12 protein-coding genes and 1 pseudogene are annotated in these 15,223 nt (G+C 58.1%); 8 read left to right on the top strand and 5 right to left on the bottom strand.

The window, feature by feature from the left end:
• Window positions 1-32: 32 nt before the first annotated feature.
• Window positions 33-953, bottom strand: coding sequence for a LysR substrate-binding domain-containing protein (locus EM858_RS00355; protein ID WP_127755883.1), 921 nt, complete (start codon window positions 951-953; stop codon window positions 33-35).
• A 129-nt stretch (window positions 954-1,082) separates the two neighbouring features.
• Here EM858_RS00355 and EM858_RS00350 point away from each other — a divergent pair, with 129 nt between their 5' ends.
• From EM858_RS00350 to EM858_RS00320, 7 genes are read left to right on the top strand one after another with little or no spacing between them, the layout of a single operon-like run.
• Window positions 1,083-2,633: an ABC transporter substrate-binding protein gene (locus tag EM858_RS00350; RefSeq protein ID WP_127755435.1), complete on the top strand. Its 1,551-nt coding sequence runs from the start codon at window positions 1,083-1,085 to the stop codon at window positions 2,631-2,633.
• A 22-nt stretch (window positions 2,634-2,655) separates the two neighbouring features.
• Complete coding sequence (locus EM858_RS00345; protein WP_127755434.1) at window positions 2,656-3,537, top strand: dihydrodipicolinate synthase family protein; 882 nt, start codon at window positions 2,656-2,658, stop codon at window positions 3,535-3,537.
• Between the two features lie 33 nt (window positions 3,538-3,570).
• On the top strand, window positions 3,571-4,530 hold the full coding sequence (locus tag EM858_RS00340) for a nucleoside hydrolase (protein WP_080819665.1): 960 nt from the start codon (window positions 3,571-3,573) through the stop codon (window positions 4,528-4,530).
• Window positions 4,527-5,507 carry a nucleoside hydrolase gene (locus EM858_RS00335; protein WP_127755433.1) on the top strand — a complete coding sequence of 327 codons (981 nt, stop codon included), beginning with the start codon at window positions 4,527-4,529 and terminating at the stop codon, window positions 5,505-5,507. Before EM858_RS00340 ends, EM858_RS00335 begins: the two co-directional genes overlap by 4 nt.
• On the top strand, window positions 5,504-6,478 hold the full coding sequence (locus tag EM858_RS00330) for an ABC transporter permease (protein ID WP_080819669.1): 975 nt from the start codon (window positions 5,504-5,506) through the stop codon (window positions 6,476-6,478). Before EM858_RS00335 ends, EM858_RS00330 begins: the two co-directional genes overlap by 4 nt.
• Window positions 6,478-7,416, top strand: a complete 939-nt coding sequence (locus tag EM858_RS00325) for an ABC transporter permease (protein ID WP_205649535.1) — start codon at window positions 6,478-6,480, stop codon at window positions 7,414-7,416. The genes EM858_RS00330 and EM858_RS00325 overlap by 1 nt, the downstream gene beginning before the upstream one ends.
• 4 nt (window positions 7,417-7,420) lie before the next feature.
• On the top strand, window positions 7,421-9,226 hold the full coding sequence (locus tag EM858_RS00320; RefSeq protein ID WP_127755432.1) for an ABC transporter ATP-binding protein: 1,806 nt from the start codon (window positions 7,421-7,423) through the stop codon (window positions 9,224-9,226).
• Between the two features lie 299 nt (window positions 9,227-9,525).
• Here the strand turns inward: EM858_RS00320 and EM858_RS00310 are convergent, their stop codons facing one another.
• Genes EM858_RS00310 through EM858_RS00295 form a run of 4 tightly spaced genes read right to left on the bottom strand, consistent with a single transcriptional unit; the run spans window position 9,526 to window position 14,834 of the window.
• Complete coding sequence (locus tag EM858_RS00310; RefSeq protein WP_164865260.1) at window positions 9,526-11,136, bottom strand: ABC transporter ATP-binding protein; 1,611 nt, start codon at window positions 11,134-11,136, stop codon at window positions 9,526-9,528.
• Window position 11,137: 1 nt separating this feature from the next.
• Window positions 11,138-12,268: an ABC transporter permease subunit gene (locus EM858_RS00305; RefSeq protein WP_127755431.1), complete on the bottom strand. Its 1,131-nt coding sequence runs from the start codon at window positions 12,266-12,268 to the stop codon at window positions 11,138-11,140.
• Entirely contained in the window at window positions 12,261-13,184 is a 924-nt protein-coding gene (gene oppB, locus EM858_RS00300) for an oligopeptide ABC transporter permease OppB (RefSeq protein WP_127755430.1), read from the bottom strand. Before oppB ends, EM858_RS00305 begins: the two co-directional genes overlap by 8 nt.
• Before the next feature lie 54 nt (window positions 13,185-13,238).
• Window positions 13,239-14,834, bottom strand: coding sequence for a peptide ABC transporter substrate-binding protein (locus EM858_RS00295; protein WP_127755880.1), 1,596 nt, complete (start codon window positions 14,832-14,834; stop codon window positions 13,239-13,241).
• Between the two features lie 96 nt (window positions 14,835-14,930).
• Here EM858_RS00295 and EM858_RS27355 point away from each other — a divergent pair.
• Window positions 14,931-15,139: pseudogene (locus tag EM858_RS27355) on the top strand (type II toxin-antitoxin system Phd/YefM family antitoxin).
• Window positions 15,140-15,223: the final 84 nt, after the last annotated feature.

The raw sequence follows: 15,223 nt of genomic DNA, 5'->3' as shown, positions 1-15,223 counted from the left end.
GGAGCAGACCGCTACTCACCCCTGATGGGATCTCAAGACTCTCGTAGTGCTAGGTACGAACCAAGATCTCCGGCGGTGCTCATCATTTGGCGGATGCGCTCAATCAATTCATCAAGAACAGCAATTCTCTGCGCACCGATTGGCCGTATCGCGTAGTAGGACACTTCGATCTTCGGTTCGAATGGTATCGCCACCACTTCGGCACCGGCAGAGCGCAGGCTGGTATGATCCACGATGCCAACGCCCATGCCCGCCGATGCAAAGTGGCAGCAGTTCAGCATTGACGTTTCCATTGTGCTTATCGGTTGGTGGTCTTCGATTGAGAAGGCGCGGTCGAGCGCTAGCCTGAGCGGAGAATTGCGGCCGGGAATGAGCACTCGTTCCTCGAGAAGGTCATTTGGCGTGACGACCCGGCGGGATGCCAGTCGATGATCTGCCGTCATTGCGGCAACGGCATAGGAGCTGTGCAGAGGCGTGGCGTTCTTGTCCGCCATTCTGGGAGAACCGAAAACCAGCCCGAGATCGTAGCGGTTCTGGTCGACCATATCCCATATATGCCGGCTGTTTTCGACGTCGATCACCAGCGGAATATCCAGCCGGTCGCCAATGGTTTCGACAATCGCCCGATGCAGGTAGGGGCGAACCAGCGACGTCACACTGCCAATGCGCAGAACGGTATTCTTGTGCGCGCGTATGTCATCGGCGGCCTGAGCAATCTGGTCGAGGCCGAGATAAAGCCGCTCGACCTCCCGATAAAACTGTGTGGCTTCCGCGGTTGGCACCAATCTGGCGCCGACGCGTTCAAACAGTCGCATTTGAACGATCTCCTCGAGATCGCGGATAAGGCGACTGACGGCCGGCTGTGTGACGTTCAGGGCTTCGGCCGCGGCAGTAATGCCACCGGTCATCATCACGGCTCGAAACGCTTCGACCTGCCTCGGTTTCAGTCTCACCTGGTTTCCTTCCATAACATTGCGGCATGGCTTAAGTACAAAATGCAATTTTTCTTTTGCCAGGTAAAACGTTAATTCGTCTTTTACCCGCAGGGAGCGCGGGTCGGACAACCTGGAGGAGTCCCCGTCATGAAGTTTTCTGTTTTCGCAGCCGCATTGGCAGCGTCTGTTTTCGCCATGCCGTTCGCGAGCGAGGCGCGGGATCTGACCGTTGGTCTGTCCGCCTCCACGACGTCCATGGACCCGCAATTTTACGTCGTCGGCCCGAACAGTGCGATGGCGCGCAACATTTTCGATGGTCTCGTCAATCAGGACGACAAGCAGCAGATCCAGCCAGCGCTCGCTGTTTCCTGGAAAATCGTCGATGACAAGACCTGGGAATTCAAGCTGCGCGAAGGCGTGAAATTTCACGACGGCAGCGATTTCACCGCTGAAGACGTGGTCGCCAGCATCAAGCGCATTCCACTTGCCTCGACCAACAGCCCAAGCTCCTTTGCCGCTTACGTGAAGGCTATAACCGAGGTCGAAGCCGTCGATCCGCTGACGGTCCGTATCAAGACTGCCGGCCCGACGCCGCTTCTGCTCAACAATCTCAGTCGAATCGCGATGCTCCCGGCCGAAATGGAAAAGGTTACGACGGGCGAAATGAACACCGGCGAGGGTGTTATCGGCACCGGCCCGTTCAAGTTCGTTTCCTGGTCGCCGGACGACAATGTCGTTGTTGCACGCAATGATGCCTATTGGGGCGAAAAAGCTGCCTGGGACAAGGTGACCTTCCGGGTCTTCAAGAACCCGAGCGCGCGCGTTGCCGCCATGCTTTCGGGCGATGTCGACATGATCGAAAGCATCCCGACGGCCGATACCCGCCGGCTTGAGGCATCCGACAAGCTGAAGGTCGTCAACATTGCCGGTAACCGCATCATGTATCTGCACATGGACCAAGCCCGCGAAGAATCGCCTTTCGCCAAGGGTCCGGATGGCAAGAACCCGCTCCTGAAACCGGAAGTGCGCCGCGCTCTGTCCCTGTCGATCAACCGCGAAGCGCTGGTCGACCGCATCATGGACGGGCAGGGCGTGCCGGCCGGCCAGGTCGTGCCGGAAGGCTATTTCGGTTATGATCCCGCCATCAAAGTCGACGCCTATGACCCGGCCAAGGCCAAGGAACTGTTGGCGAAGGCCGGTTATCCCGACGGTTTCCAGCTGACCTTCCATGCATCGAATGACCGTTATCCGAACGATAGCAAGGTTGCGCAGGCCATCGGCCAGTTCTTCAGCCGCGTCGGCGTGAAGACCGAAGTTGCCACCCTTCCGGGCAGCGTCTATTTTACCCGTGCCTCGAACCTTGAGTTTTCGTTCATCATGGGCGGTGCCGCCGTCGAAACCGGTGAGGCTTCGGGCGTTCTTGGACCGATCCTCGAGACCTACGGCGAAAAGGCCGGTCAGGGCAATCGCGGTCGTTATTCCAATCCGGAATTCGACAAGGCCCTGAACGAAGCCCGCTCGACGCTCGACGACGCCAAGCGTGAGGAACTTCTGAAGAAGGCTACGGAAATCGCGATGACGGATCTCGGTGTCATTCCGGTTTTCTATCTCGCCAACACCTGGGCGGTGAAGAGCGATATCAACTATGCGGGTCGTTCCGACGGTTACACGCTTCCCTACTATGTGAAGCCGAACTGATCGAAAAAAGGAGCGGTCCACCATGTCTTTCAGCGGTGTATTTCCCTATCTCGTTTCCCCGGTCGATAGCCGCGGTGAGGTGATGCAAGGTGTGCTGACGGATCTGGTGGACCACCTGGTCGACGCGGGCGTGCATGGTCTGACGCCGCTCGGCAGCACGGGTGAATTTGCCTATCTCTCCCAGGAGCAAAGACGCCGCGTTGTCGATACCGTGATCTCGGCCAATCGCGGCCGGGTTCCCGTTGTCGCCGGCGTGGCGTCGACTTCTACTGCCGACGCCGTTGCCCAGACGGAATATATGGTCGCGGCCGGTGCGGATGGCATTCTGGCGATCCTCGAAGCTTATTTTCCGGTCAGCGACGAGGGTGTGGAAGCCTATTTCACTGCGATCGCCGGGGCGGCCAAGGGCCGTCCGGTGGTGCTCTATACCAATCCGCAGTTCCAGCGTTCCGATCTTTCGTTGCCGGTTATCGAGCGACTGAGCCGGGTCGATAATATCCGCTACATCAAGGACGCCTCGACCAATACGGGGCGCCTGCTCTCCATCATCGAGCGGACCCGCGGCCGGATGGAGGTATTTGCAGCCTCCGCGCACATCCCGGTGTGCGTGATGATGATTGGCGGTGTGGGCTGGATGGCCGGTCCGGCCTGCATCGTGCCCAAGCAGAGCATTGCGCTTTATGAGGTGGCCAAGGCCGGCGACTGGATGCGTGCGATGGACCTTCAGCGGCCGATGTGGAAGGTCAACGAGATTTTCGCGAAATATTCGATCGCCGCCTGCATCAAGACGGCGCTCGATCTGCAGGGTTTTGCCGTCGGTGCGCCGATACATCCGCAAATGCCGCTCGGCGAAGCCGCGCGAGTGGAAATCGCCAGTGTGCTGCGCGATGTCGGCGCGCTCTGAGTTTTCTGATCCCACACATTGAAGGCATTGAGAATGAAGCCGATTTCGATCATCGTCGATTGTGATCCGGGTATCGATGACACGATTGCCCTGTTGACCGCATTCGTGTCGCCGGAACTTAAGATTCTGGGCATCACGCCGGTCTGTGGCAACCAGCCGCTGGAGCGCACGGTGCGCAATGCGCTGCAGGTCTGCGAACTCGGCAATCGCGCCGACATCCCGGTCTATGCCGGCTGCTTCCGGCCGATGCTGCGTGAGCCGATCCATGGCCAGTTTCATGGCAAGACGGGTCTCGGCAACACCGTATTGCCGGAACCGGTGAAGAAGGCGGAAGAGACTTCCGCCGTCGATTTCCTGATCGACGCGCTGGGCAAGGCCGCCGAACAGGGCGAGCGTATCACGCTCTGCTGCCTGGGGCCGATGACCAATATTGCCGTCGCGCTGCGTATGAAACCGCAGATCGCTGGAGGCATCGAGCGTATCGTGATGATGGGTGGCGCCTATCGCGAACCCGGCAACCGCACGATGACCTCAGAATATAATGTTCTGGCCGATCCGCATGCCGTGCATGTGGTGTTTTCCAGCGGCATCCCGATTGTCGCGCTGGCACTCGATGCTACCCATCAGGTCATGCTGAAGCCGGAACATGTCACTGAGTTTTCCCGCGTCAGCGGTCGCATTTCCCAGACGCTTGCCGAACTGATGGCGTTCTGGGATCGTAACGACGTACCCCGTTATGGTTCGCGTGGCGGTCCGCTGCATGATCCCCTGGTCATGGCCTATATTCTTGCGCCGCATCTGTTTGAAACCCAGAAAGCACGTGTGTTCGTCGAATATGAAAGCGAGCTTTGCATGGGCCAGACGATTGCCGACTGGTACGGCAAGAGCGGCCTGGAGCCGAATGCCGACATCGTCACCAGGGTCGATGCGGAAGGCGTGATAGCATTCTTCCTCGAGCGCCTGTCGCGTTATGCCGAAAAGGTCGTCGCATGAAACCCCACAAGGTCATCATAGATGCGGATCCGGGCGTGGACGATGCCGCCGCCATTCTGATGGCGCTTGCCTCGCCGGAAATCGAGGTTCTGGGACTATCCATTGTCGCCGGCAATGTGCCGCTTCGCGATACGGTCACCAATGCGTGCAAGCTGGTTGGCCTGAGCGGACGGCGTGATGTGCCGGTTTATGCCGGTGCCAGCGGTCCGCTGGTGCGCGAACAGGTCTATGGGAAATACGCTCGCATCGGCGCTTTCGACGATACGCTGGTCAAGGCCGGCGATATCGTTGCGGCGGAAGAAAACGCCGTGCGTTTCATCGTCCGCACGGCGCGGGCGGCGGCAGCGGCAGGCGAGCCGGTCACCATCTGCTCTATCGGGCCGATGACGAATGTGGCGCTGGCGTTGATCCAGCATCCGGACGTTGCCCGCGGCATCCGCCGGATCGTTTCGATGGGGGGAGCTTTCACCGCACTTGGCCATCGCACGCCATGGGCCGAATTCAACGTCTATGCCGATCCGCACGCCGCCGAAATCGTCTTCCAGTCCGGCGTTCCGATTGTGCTGATGCCGCTCGACATGACCTTCCAGGCGCTGTTTACCGCCAAACATTTTGAACGGTTCCGTGCCGGCGGCGAAGCGGGCGATGCCCTTTTCAATCTTTTCTCGACCTTCGACCGCAGCGACGTCAAACGTTTCGGTCGACCGGGCGGACCGATCCATGATGCGACGACGATCGCATGGCTGATCCGGCCAGAATTGTTCACCAGCCGTGAGGCTTTTGTCGGCGTTGAGGTCACCGGTCTCACGATGGGTTACACCTACGCCGATTTTTACAAGAAGATGGACCGGGCGGCGAACACCACCGTCGTCACCGATGTCGACGAAGCCGGTTTCATCGAATTGCTGATCGAGCGCATCGCCCGCCATGGCGGTGCAGCGCTCGCTAAAAAAAATCTGGGAGGCTCAAGCTCATGAGCGGATATCTTCTAAGCCGGTCGCTACAAACCGTGCTCACGCTTTTTGTCATGTCGGTTCTGGTCTTTGTCGGCCTCTATCTCGTCGGCAATCCGGTTGACGTTCTGCTGAGCCCGACCGCGACACCGGCGGAACGCCTGCAGGTCATCCAGTCCTTCGGACTCGACAAGTCGGTTTGGGAACAATACTGGCTGTTCCTCACGCGTGCGCTTTCCGGCGATCTCGGCAATTCCTTTGTGTTCAACCAGCCGGCGCTGACCCTGATTTTGAACCGCATGCCGGCAACGCTGGAACTTGCCTTCGTCGCGCTGTTCATGGCGCTTGTTATCGGCATTCCGCTCGGCGTTTATGCCGGCCTCAAGCCGAAGGGCTTTATTTCCAAGTCGATCATGACCTTTTCGATCCTCGGATTCAGTCTGCCGACCTTCTGGATCGGGCTCGTGATGATCATGCTGTTCAGTGTTTATTTGGGCTGGTTGCCTGCATCGGGTCGCGGCGAGACTGTCAACGTCCTTGGCGTGCCGCTCAGCCTGTTCACGTTCGATGGTTTGGCGCATCTTCTGTTGCCGGCATTCAACCTGGCGCTGTTCAAGATTTCGCTGGTCATCCGTCTTACAAGGGCTGGTGTGATGGAAACCATGCAGCTCGATTTCGTTCGTTTCGCCCGCGCCAAGGGTCTGCCGGAACGCCGTATCGTTACCGTGCATGTGCTGAAGAACACGCTGATCCCGTTGATCACCGTCATCGGTCTGGAACTTGGCTCGCTGATCGCTTTCGCTGTCGTCACCGAAACGATCTTTGCCTGGCCGGGCATGGGCAAGCTGATCATCGACGCTATCGGCGTTCTCGACCGTCCCGTCATCCTTGCCTACCTGATGATCACCGTGGTGATGTTCAGCATCATCAATCTTCTGGTCGACATTCTGTACTCCATCGTCGACCCCCGCGTTCGCCTTGAGGGGAATTCGTGATGACCGACAACAACAGCTCGACCGTTTCGGTTCATGCCGCAGCAAACAGCGGCGCGAAATCCATCTCGCGTTCCCCCGCACGGGAAGTCGTCCATGCGCTGCTGCACGACAAGCTCGCGCTCGTCGGCATCATACTGGTGACGATCTTTATCGTGGCTGCCATTTTCGCGCCGGCCGTCGCGCCGCAAAATCCGTATGATCTGGCTCAGCTCGACATTCTCGACAGTCGCCTGCCGCCGGGTTCGGAAAGCATGTCGGGCATGGCCTATCTGATCGGCACCGACACGCAGGGCCGCGACCTGTTCAGCGCCATTCTCTATGGCCTGCGCACCAGTATCCTCGTCGGCCTCTCCAGCGCGGCGATCGCGCTCGTCATCGGCGCATCGATCGGCCTCACCAGCGCTTATGTCGGCGGCCGGCTGGACTCGGTGCTGATGCGTATCGTCGATATCCAGCTGAGCTTCCCCGCGATCCTGATTGCGCTGATTTTCCTCGCCATTCTCGGCCAGGGCGTCGACAAGATCATTCTGGCGCTGGTGGTGACGCAATGGGCTTATTATGCCCGCACGATCCGCGGTTCGGCGCTGGTCGAGCGCAAACGCGCTTATGTCGATGCCGCCCGCTCGATGGCGCTGCCGGACCGCAACATCCTGTTCCGGCACATCCTGCCGAACTGCCTGCCGCCGCTGATCGTCGTCGCCACCATGCGCGTCGCTTATGCCATCATGCTGGAAGCAACGCTTTCTTTCCTCGGCATCGGCCTGCCGGTGACGGAACCGTCCCTTGGTCTGCTGATCTCGAACGGCTTCGAATACCTGCTTTCCGGTGACTACTGGATCAGCCTATTCCCGGGCATCGCCCTTCTGTTGCTCATCGTCGCGATCAACCTGATCGGCGATTCCCTGCGCGACATCCTCAATCCGCGTCGTGAGGGCTAAGATCATGACCAATCCAATTCTTTCGATTTCCAATCTCAACACGGCCTTCCGCGTCGGTGGCGAGTGGCGCAATGTCGTGCATGATGTCAGCTTCGATATCGCGCCGAAGGAAACCGTCGCCGTTGTCGGTGAATCCGGTTCAGGCAAGAGCGTCACGGCGATGTCGATCATGCGGCTTCTGTCGCCGGGCAATTCGCGCGTGGCCGGAAAGATCGAGTTCGAGGGCAAGGATCTTCTGTCGATCCCGCTTGAAGACATGCAGAAAATCCGCGGCAATCGCATTGGCATGATCTTTCAGGAGCCGATGACATCGCTCAACCCGGTGCTGAAGATCGGTGCGCAGATCACCGAGGTCCTGCGCCAGCACCGCGGCATGACGGAAACCGAAGCTCAGGCGGAAGCCGTGCGGCTTCTGGAAAAGGTCCGCATTCCCTCGGCAAAGTCGCGCCTTAACGAATACCCGATGAATTTTTCGGGCGGCATGCGCCAGCGTGTCGTTATCGCGATTGCACTTGCCTGTGACCCTAAGCTGCTGATCGCCGACGAACCGACGACGGCGCTCGATGTAACCATCCAGGCGCAGATCCTCGAACTCATCAAGACACTGCAGGAAGAGGAAGGCATGTCCGTTCTCTTCATCACCCATGACATGGGCGTTGTTGCGGAAATATCCGACCGTACGGTGGTGATGTATCGTGGCGAACAGGTTGAGACCGGCACGACGCATGATCTATTTGCCGGCGCCAAACATCCCTATACCCGCGCGCTGTTGTCGGCAGTACCGCAGCTTGGCTCGATGACCGGCAAGGATCGTCCATTGCGGTTTCCGCAGGTGGACATGGCAACCGGGGAAATCCAGCCGGTCAAGCCGACCGAGGATACGGTCAAGCGCAATCACCCACCGATCCTCAAGGTCGACAACCTGATTACGCGCTTTCCGATCAGGAAGGGTTTCCTGCGCAAAACCATCGGCTGCATCCACGCGGTCGAAGGCGTATCGCTGGAACTGCGTCAGGGGGAAACCCTGTCGTTGGTCGGCGAATCCGGTTGCGGTAAATCTACCACCGGCCGCTCGATCATTCGGCTTACCGATGCGGTATCCGGTGAAGTGCAGATTGGCGGCAAGAATGTACTCACGGCCGGCAAGAGCGACCTCGCCGATATCCGCCGCGAAGCGCAGATGATCTTCCAGGACCCTTTCGAAAGCCTCAATCCACGTATCCGCGTCGGCCAGGCGATCGCCGAGCCGATCGTCACCCATGGTCTGGCGCCAGCTTCGCAAGCGCGTCAGCGCGTTGGTGACCTTCTGGAACGTGTCGGCCTTTCCGCTTCGATGGCGGACCGCTTCCCGCACGAATTTTCCGGCGGCCAGCGTCAACGCGTCTGTATCGCCCGCGCCCTGGCGCTGGAGCCGAAGCTCCTGATTGCCGACGAGTCGGTGTCCGCGCTCGATGTCTCGGTCAAGGCGCAGGTCATCAATCTGATGCTGGACCTGCAGGAAAAATACGGTCTCGGCTATCTCTTCATCAGCCATGACATGGCGGTTGTCGAGCGCATCAGCCACCGCGTCGCCGTGATGTATCTCGGAGAGATCGTCGAAATTGGCCCGCGTCAGGCCGTCTTCGAAAACCCGCAGCACGAATATACCAAACGGCTGATGGCAGCGGTCCCGATTGCCGATCCCTCGCGCCGACAGACGCGCCGTATCTCCAATGACGAGATCAAAAGCCCGTTCCGCGCCGCCGATTATGTGCCGCCGAAGCGGACCTACGAAGAAGCCGGCGAAGGTCACTTCGTTCAGATCGCTTAAGGAAACCGCGTCATGTTCAGCACCTCCGTCGACGTACAGGACACAACGGCAGCCGGCGATTGTTTCGTCGGCGTGCTGCCTCAGGATTGGACTGCGGCTTGCCACTCGAGGCGGCCATGCGGCGGGCGCCGATCGCTGCGACGCTGACATGCTCACGAAAAGGCAGTCAGAGCAGTATTCCCGAGCGGCGGATTACGGATTCGGTCGAAAATAGGTGCAACTAGCCCGGCCGTATGACATTGCCGCTCTTTTTCCAGTGATTCAGGGCCAGAGAAGGCCTGCCGCGGCCGTGCGATAATCTATGGTGCCGCTTCCACCGAGAAAGCAGATTTGATGAGTGTTTCAGTATATTCAGCCGTTGGACTGCTGAATATGGCATCCGTTTCTCCTTCCTCCACAATCTTCCCGTTTCTCATGACGATGACGTAATCCGAAATCGCCTTGATGACAGAAAGGTCGTGGCTGATGAAGATGTAAGAAAGGCCATGCGTCTTCTGCAAATCACGCAGCAGGTCGATAACCTGTCCCTGAACGGATCGGTCCAGTGCGGATGTCGGTTCGTCGAGAATGACGACATCCGGTTTGAGGATGATCGCGCGGGCAATTGCGATACGCTGACGTTGTCCGCCCGAGAACTCGTGAGGGTAACGGTTGCGAGCGGCGGGATCGAGACCGACTTCTTTCAGTGCTTCTATTGCCCGCTTGTCCCGTTCCGCTCGGCTCAGTCGTTGCTCATGCACAAACAGGCCTTCCGTGATGATCTCTCCGACCGTCTGTCTTGGCGAAAGCGAGCCATAGGGGTCCTGGAACACAAGCTGCAGACGCCGCCGCAATGGCCGCATTGCCTTCCGATCAAGTCCGGTAATTTCCCTCCCATCGAAGAAAATGCGGCCATCTGCCACAATTAGACGCAGAAGCGCACGACCGAGCGTGGACTTGCCTGATCCGGATTCACCGACGATGCCTATGGTCTGTCCCTGGTGAAGGTTGACATTGACGCCGTCGACGGCTCGAAACCTGCGGGACTTCGACAAAAAGCCACCAGGAATTGTATAATCGATCGTCACGCCCTGGCCGGAGAGGACGACCGGCGCCTCTGCACTAATGGCCGGCTTGTGCCCGCTGGGCTCGGCATCGAGAAGCATCCTGGTGTAATCCGCCTGTGGGCGATCGAAGATATCTTCCGTCGTACCGGACTCGACAATCTCCCCACGGCGCATGACAGCCACACGATTGGCAAAATGGCGGACCACGCCGAGATCGTGCGTGATCAGGACGATGGCCATGCCGAAGCGTTGTTGCAACGACTTCAGAAGGTCGAGGATCTGCGCCTGGATCGTCACGTCAAGCGCAGTGGTCGGCTCATCCGCAATCAGAATATCCGGTTCATTCGCGAGAGCCATGGCGATCATGACGCGCTGGCGCTGGCCACCGGAAAGTTCGTGGGGATAGCTGTCTATGCGCCGCTCCGGATCGGGAATTCCCACGAGCTTCAGCAGTTCGAGAACGCGGGCGCGAGCCTCTTTTCTGCTGCCGCCCCTGTGGTGGAGGATCGGTTCGGCGATTTGCGCGCCGATCCTGTAGAGAGGATCGAGCGAGGTCATCGGCTCCTGGAAAATCATGGTGATTTTCGCACCCCGGATATTGTTCAGCTCGCCGACCGGCAGACCGATCAGCTCGCGTCCGCGATATTTTGCCGAGCCCTCAACAACGCCGTTGGATGCAAGCAGCCCCATGATGCCCATCATGGTCTGGCTTTTGCCGGAACCGGATTCTCCGACGACGGCAAGCGTTTCGCCCTGCTTGACGTCAAGATCGATACCCTTGACGGCTTTCACCGTGCCGTCCGGCGTCGTGAAATCGACCTTGAGATTACGGACGGTGAGGATGGTTTCAGATGTCGTATTCATGTCAACGATCCTTGGGATCGAGTGCATCACGCAACCCGTCACCCACAAAATTGAGCGAAAACAGGGTCAGTACGAAGAAGATCGCCGGGAATATCAGGAGCCACGGGGCTGACTGGATATTGTTGGCGCCTTCGGAAATCAGCGCGCCCCAGCTCGTAAGCGGCGCCTGCACGCCAAGGCCGAGGAAAGAGAGGAAGCTTTCCAGAAGAATGACCTTGGGTACGACCACCGTTACGAACACGACGACGGGCCCGATCGTATTCGGGATGATGTGACGGCGGATGATCTGCCAGTCGCTCAAACCCAAAGCCTGTGCGGCGCCCACAAATTCCCTCCGTTTCAGGGCAAGCGTCTGACCGCGGACGATACGCGCCATATCCAGCCATTCCACCGCACCGATGACCAGGAAGATCAGGATGAAGCTGCGGCCGAAAAAGACCACCAGAACGACCACCAGAAAGACAAAGGGCAGCGAATAGAGGATTTCGACGAAACGCATCATCACATTGTCGACACGCCCCCCGATATATCCCGCAGTTGCGCCGTAAAGAACGCCGATTCCGAGCGAAACGAGGCTGGCGAGAACGCCAACGGCGATTGAGATTTGTCCCCCCAGCATCACGCGAGCCAGCATGTCGCGACCGTTCGAATCCGTGCCGAAGAGGAAGTATTCGCGGTTTACTTCGCCTTCCAGCTTCAGTGTTCGCCCCTCATCTTCGGTGGCGACGACCTTCGTGTTTTCGAATTCGTTGGCGCGGTCGAAATAGCGTGTCGTGCGCGGGTCGATCGGGCTGCTGGAGGTGACGGTGGCCGTGAAGGTTTGCCCTTCGACGGAAAATTCCTTCAGCTCCACGCGCGCCCGGCTGGCAACGCCCTCCATCACGCCCTGAAGGTTGTTCACATCCGGGCGCGGCTCAAGGCTTGGAGCGACGGAGACATAGGACGAAAACACCTGATCATAGGTGTGTGTAAGGAAATGCGGACCGATGAATGAGAAAAGCGTAATCAGCAGGAGCATGATGGAGCCCGCCATGGCGGCTTTGTTTCGTCGGAAACGCAGCGCAGCCAGCTGGAACAGGCTTCGGCTTTTCACCAATGGTTGATGGGCGGTATTCCCGGGGATATCAGTCATGTCTGACCCTCGGATCGAGCAGGCCGTAAAGAATATCGACCACGAGATTGAACACGATGACGAAAATGGCGACGAGAACGACGGTTCCCATGACCAGGGTGTAGTCACGATTGATCGCACCAAGAACGAAGTAGCGGCCGACACCCGGAATAGTGAAGATCGTCTCGATGACTGCCGAACCCGTCAGCAGAGCCGCGGCACAGGGAGCCAGATAGGAAACGACCGGAAGCATCGCCGCACGCATAGCGTGGAACACCACCACGCTGCGCGCTGGAAGGCCGTAAGCCTTGGCAGTACGGATATGGTCCATCCGCAAAGCCTCGATCATTGCACCGCGTGTCAGACGCGCGATAACCGCAAGCTGCGGTAAAGCGAGCGCGATCATTGGAAGGATGAGATACCTAAGCGATCCGTCGCCCCAGCTGCCTGCTGGCAGAAGCCCGAGCATGACGGCAAAGATAAGCGTGAGAACAGGTGCTACAACGAAGTTCGGCACGGTAACGCCGACCGTCGAAATGGACATGATCGAAAAATCGAAGGCATTGTTCTGCCTGAGCGCGGCCAGGGTGCCAGCGAGAACGCCGCCCACCAGCGCCAGCAAAAGAGCATAGCTGCCGAGTTCCAGCGAATAGGGCAGACCTTTGCCGATCAACTGCGCGACGGTATTGTCCTTGTAGATGTAGCTCGGACCGAAATCGCCGGTGACGGCATTGCCGAGATAGATGAGATACTGGCGCCACAATGGTTCGTCCAGATGATAGGTTCTCATCAGGTTTTCCATCGTCTGCGGCGGCAGGGGACGTTCAAGATTGAACGGACCGCCCGGTGCAAAACGCATCAGGAAAAACGAAATCGTGACGACGATAAACAAGGTCGGCACGGCGCTCGCCAAACGGCGCAGGATAAACGAGATCATGGTTTTTCGAGCTCCGGCATGGCACGGTGGTGTTGGCCACCGTGCCACTGCTGCTTATTCGGAAACGCTCAGGAAGCGGCTGAGGTGTTCGTTGGCAGCATTGTCTACCCAACCCTTGACGCGATTGGAAACCAGCCAAAGGTCGGCCTGCGTCAGAAGCGGGGCAACCGGCTGCTCCTTCATAAGAATGGTCTCCGCTTCATGAAGCAGCTTGGAACGTGCTGCAGGATCCTTTTCGTCGTAGGATTTTTGCAGCAGCGCATCATATTCCGCGTTGTTGAACTTGGAATAGTTGAAGGTCTTGTTGGAGGAAACTGAAAGCGCAAGGAAGTTTTCAGCATCCGCATAGTCGGCAACCCACCCGGCGCGCGCCACGTTGAATTTGCCGCCTTCCTGCAGGTATCCATAGTGTGAGGCGACGTCGAGGTTCACCAGCGACACATTTGCGCCGAAGGTGTTTTTCCACATGTCCGCGATGGCTGTCGCGACGCGTTCATGGTTCGGGTTTGTGTTGTAACGGATTTCGATGGAAAGCGGCTTGCCGCCCTCACCATAACCCGCTTCCTTCATAAGTTTGAGGGCTTCGTCCTCACGATCAAGCTGCGACAGCGTGGCAAAATCAGCCTTCGCCGGCTCTCCGTAAGATTCCATACCCGGGGGAACCATGGAGTAGGCTGGGATCTGAGAACCGCCATAGATTTCCTTGGCGAGGAAATCGCGGTCCACCGCCATGGACAGGGCTTGGCGAACACGGACGTCGTTATATGGGGCTTCGCGGGTATCGAAGGTGTAGTAGTAGGTCGCAAGCGTCGGCGAAACGTGAACCTGCTCGCCATAGGACGTGCGCAGACGGTCGATCTGGTCCGCAGAAAAGTTGTACGCGAGGTCCATTTCCTTTGCTTCGAAACGACGAACGGATGCGGCCTGGTCGTCGATCGGGTAAAAGATAACCTTGTCGATCTTGGTGTTCGGTGCGTCCCAGAAACTGGTGTTCTTGACGACCGTCAGGCTGTCATTGGGTACATGCGTTTCGAGCTTATAGGCGCCGTTCGAGACCATGACGCCCGGTTTTACGAAGTTGGCGCCGTTCTTTTCGTAGCTCGCCTTTGAGATTGGCAGAGCCGTCTGGTGAGCAAGGAGCTCAAGGAAGAAAGGGGTCGGGCGCTCGAGCGTGATTTCAAGGGTCTTGTCATCCACTGCCTTCACGCCAAGCTGGTCAACGGCAATTTCGCCCTTGTTGATCTTTTCGGCGTTCTTGATCGGGTAAAGGATATTTGCATATTTTGCTGCGGTCTTTGGGTCTTCGACGCGCTGGTAGGAGAACACAAAATCTCCGGCCGTTACCGGCGTGTCATCCGACCACTTCGCATCCGCACGCAGTTTGAACGTGTAGACGGTACCATCGTCAGACAATGTCCAGCTTTCCGCCGTACCGGGGACGATCTTGCCGGCGGCGTCGTAAATGGTGAGACCTTCATAAAGGTCTTTCAGGATAAATTCTTCGATGTTGATCGAGGTCTGTGCCTGATCGAGCGTTTGCGGTTCGCCGGCATTGCCGCGGTGTAGAACTGTTTCTGCAAGTGCAGAACTCGCCCCAATCAGAAGCGATCCTACCAGCAGAGCGGCGCGAGTTGTTGTTTTTATGGACATCGTTTTCTCTCCCCGTGAAGATTTTGAGTCTACAAACAAGGCGATATTGCTCCGAAGCGCAACAACAATAAATTGTGAGTTGATGGGAAGCCATGACTGCAGCAGACAAAGAAAACCGCCCAAGCAGGACCTGTGACACTGCAGATCGCGATAAGCCACCCCATGTGTTGATGACCTACAGCCGGTTCGAACGCCTTATTGTAAAGCGCCGTAACCTCATCGATGCTCTTTCAATGTCCGGACTGTCGACGCCTGACCTGAATACCCCCAGAGCAGAAATCGGAACCGGGGTCGATCTCTCGTGAAATACGTGCGGGATACTAATTTTATCTCCGAACGCGTGGCGTCAAAAACGGTAAGGCAGATGCAAGTGTCACCCGCTGGGGCCA

This window comes from Agrobacterium sp. CNPSo 2736, assembly GCF_004005385.1.
Taxonomy (GTDB): Bacteria; Pseudomonadota; Alphaproteobacteria; order Rhizobiales; family Rhizobiaceae; genus Agrobacterium; species Agrobacterium leguminum.
Note: the sequence above shows the minus strand (reverse complement) of the source record. Positions and strands in the feature narration are given on the sequence as shown.